The sequence below is a fragment of the Quadrisphaera granulorum genome, assembly GCF_003149145.1.
Taxonomy (GTDB): Bacteria; Actinomycetota; Actinomycetes; order Actinomycetales; family Quadrisphaeraceae; genus Quadrisphaera; species Quadrisphaera granulorum.
Genome location: NZ_QGDQ01000065.1, coordinates 1 through 3,112, shown reverse-complemented (window position 1 = coordinate 3,112; position 3,112 = coordinate 1). Strand labels below are relative to the sequence as shown.

At 67.9% G+C, this 3,112-nt stretch carries 1 protein-coding gene, 1 rRNA gene and 1 pseudogene; 2 read left to right on the top strand and 1 reads right to left on the bottom strand.

The features are described 5' to 3' along the window. Positions 1 to 89, top strand: a 5S ribosomal RNA gene (rrf, locus tag BXY45_RS22665); the annotation flags it as partial. A gap of 1,112 nt (positions 90 to 1,201) precedes the next feature. Beyond that, positions 1,202 to 1,564 (top strand): IS110 family transposase, encoded by a 363-nt coding sequence (locus BXY45_RS22660; protein WP_170131702.1) that lies wholly within the window; start codon positions 1,202 to 1,204, stop codon positions 1,562 to 1,564. A 65-nt stretch (positions 1,565 to 1,629) separates the two neighbouring features. On the opposite strand, the pseudogene BXY45_RS24935 reads toward BXY45_RS22660, so the two are convergent. Beyond that, positions 1,630 to 2,572: pseudogene (locus BXY45_RS24935) on the bottom strand (transposase family protein). Positions 2,573 to 3,112: the final 540 nt, after the last annotated feature.

Sequence of the window (3,112 nt, the reverse complement as noted above, 5' to 3'; positions counted from 1 at the left end):
CCGGTCCCATTCCGAACCCGGAAGCTAAGCCCACCTGCGCCGATGGTACTGCCCGGGAAGCTGGGTGGGAGAGTAGGTCACCGCCGGACATCCTTTGTGAAGGGGGCCGGGTCGCAGCGATGCGACCCGGCCCCCTTCCACACACCCAGACGAACGTACTTTAAGAGACGGTTCCTTTCCTGCTGCGTGCTGTGGATGAAATTCTCCGGGAACGCTCATGTCAGGGAGTCGGCACGGTTAAGCTCTATCCGGGTCGTCAAGGTCCTTCTTGAGCGGTGCCCCGATTTTCTGCGCGTTGTCGGAGGCAACCGGAGGCCGTGGTGAGAGGTAGCGAGGGCTGCGCGCGCGGATTCCTGTCCGCCCGATGTCGAGTGACGAGGCAGTCTCGGACTCATGGCGCCGAGTCGGCGCGGTGGCCTCTGGTTCCTAGCTTGGGCGCACTTAGGTCTCCCTGTGCGGCGGCCGAGGCCCCGCAGCGAGGTGCACGTGGTCGGGGGCTAATTCTTGCTCACCATCGGTGAAACCACGTAGCCGGATCGACCTGGCCGAGCCTGACGGCGACATGGTGAGCGGACCTTCGTCGACGCGTAGGGCACGCGGGGACGCTGTGGCGCCCATGGCTTGAGGTTGATGTTGCCGCTCGAGGAGCCTGCCGGTGGCCGACGACCGTCTCCGGCTCTCGCACCTAGATTCTGATCAGCTCCAGCGGCACGGAGCCAGGCATCGGTGAGACCGATAGGTGTTGCCGCTGACGACGTCGACACCACGAAGAGGGCAACAGCCGGAGTCCTCGTCGGGTCAACCGACTGTATTGGCTCGTCGGCACTGCACTTGATGGTCTTGGAGGGTGGTCGGCGGTGCCGGCGGCGTCGTGACTGCTCCTGCACGCTGGTCGCCGGTGGGTGGCGGGCCGAGCTTCAGGCGAGGGCTGCGTCGCCAGGATCGGTTGCGTGGCTCGGAGTGAGCCGTCGGGACGATGTCGCGGGAGTGGAAATCCCGACAGGCGCGCGAGCCCTTGCTGATGCTGGTTACCTGCGGGCTGGCGTGACGACTTTGTCGCACCCTTGCTAGAGCCCGCCCGCCCGAAGACTCTGCGGGGATCGAGCGTCTGTACGAGCAAACCGCCACCCACCTGCACCACAGCTACCGCGACGACCCCGACCACGACGAGGACGAGGAGCGCGAGCCGCAGACCGGATTCGTGCCTCCCGAAGCGGTGATCGTCGGCGTCGAGACCTTCCCCGGCACCTGGGTGCAGGCGCTGATCGGCGTCGGGTACACCGTGTACGCGATCAACCCCGCCCAGGCCGCCGCCTACCGCGGCCGGCACACCAGCTCAGGGGCCAAGTCCGACGCCGGGGACGCGGCGGTGTTGGCCGAGATCGTGCGCGTGGACCGCGCCCACCACCGCCCCATCGCGGGGGACTCCGCCCAGGCCGAGGGCATCAAGCTGGTCGCCCGAGCCCACCAGAGCGCGGTTGCGCGCCCTCCAACGTTTGGACGCGGGGTTGAAGGAGTACTTCCCCGGCGCTGGCCGCCTTCGCCGCCGCCGGAGTGGACCTGACCGACGCCGACGTCCTGACCCGTCCAATGAGCCATTCCCAGTTGCGACTTGGTGGTGACGTTCGGTCAGGTCGTGCGGTCGTGCTCCCGGTGCAGCGGCATCAACGCCGCCGCGGCGATGGCTCCGATGCGCCAGGGGTCCTGGCTGACGCGACGTAGGGCCTCAAAGGTGACCTTCAGGCGGGCGTTGCCCTGCTCTGCACGAGAGCGCAGCCTGGCGTGCAGGCTGTTGATGACATGCTCAGCTTCGGTCAGCGGGATCTTCTTGAGCTTCGCCAAGCCCTTCTCCTTCGGCACCGTCTGCTGCTGGCTGTACGGCGAGAGCAGGCGCTGGTCCGAGCCCTCGTAGCCAGTTGCTCGAGGAGTCAGCCAGCACGACCGGGCCGTCGACGCTGAACTCCTGAGGCGGGTCGAGCAGGTCGGTGTGGGTGCGCGCGCAGGTGACGTCGTGCTCACGCCCGAGGCGCACCGGTGAGACCCACCACGGCCACCCGTCGGGGGCTGCGGTGATCAACTGAGCACCTGGATGTACCCGCTGTGCCACCGACCGGACGGCGGTGCATGCCGCTCCACCTTCCCCCGCAAGTGGGCGGTAGCCCCAGGTCCACGCCCCTGGTCAGGCCTGGTGCCAAGGAGTGGTCGATGGTGATGAGCGTCCCGTCGAGCATGACGTACGGGTGCCCGGCGATCTTCGCTGCCAGCAGGCCCCGTGCAGGCCCGGGGCCTGCACGGCCAGGACGTCGAGGACTTCGGCGAGGTAGCGGTAGGCCGTGGACAGCGACAGGCGGTGGTCGGCGGCGAGGTGAGGCACGCGGGTGGCCTGCAGCGTCCAGCGGCAGAGGAGGAGGCCCTGGGTGAAGCAGCCCAGCGCTCGGCGGCCGTTCCTGGTGCGCAGCTGGCGGCGGCGGGCGTGCAGCAAGACCGCGATGCGTTCGACGGTGTCCCGGCTGATGGGAAGGGTCGCTGTGTAGGTGACAGGATCGGACACGGCAGGACTCCGGGGGAACACGGCAGGACTCCGGGGGAAGAAGTCGATCTGTAGGAGGACCGCCCATCCTCCGGGGTTCTGCTCCCCGGCTCCCAGCTACCTGCTCCTGCGCGTCACCGGCGACGAGCTACCGGGAAATAGCTCAAGGTGCTCTCTCCGGACGCTGACGCAACAGACGGCCGGCGGATCCTCATGCCGCGGAGCGTTGCCGTCGACAACATGACCGGGTGCCCCGCTGGCAGAGCGTCGCGTCAAGCACCTCGGGCCTCTGGAGTGAGACGTCGGCCTCAGTGCGGACGGAAGGGCGCGGTAGGCGTCGATTCAGGAGGCTCATGGCGAGACAGACGCATGCGGGTGTGAACCTCTCAGCGCAGGCTGACGGGGGCGTGACACGCCCTTGGACAGGGTTCAACGCTCCGATTCTGCGCTGATCGAGTGATCGGTGCCAGCGGCACCGATCACTCGATCCCTGGTGTTTGTGCTGGTCAGGGGGGCGATTTGGTGTGGGGCTGGGGTGGGGGTAATGTTTCATCTCGCTTCCGGAGGGGAAGAGCGGCCCGG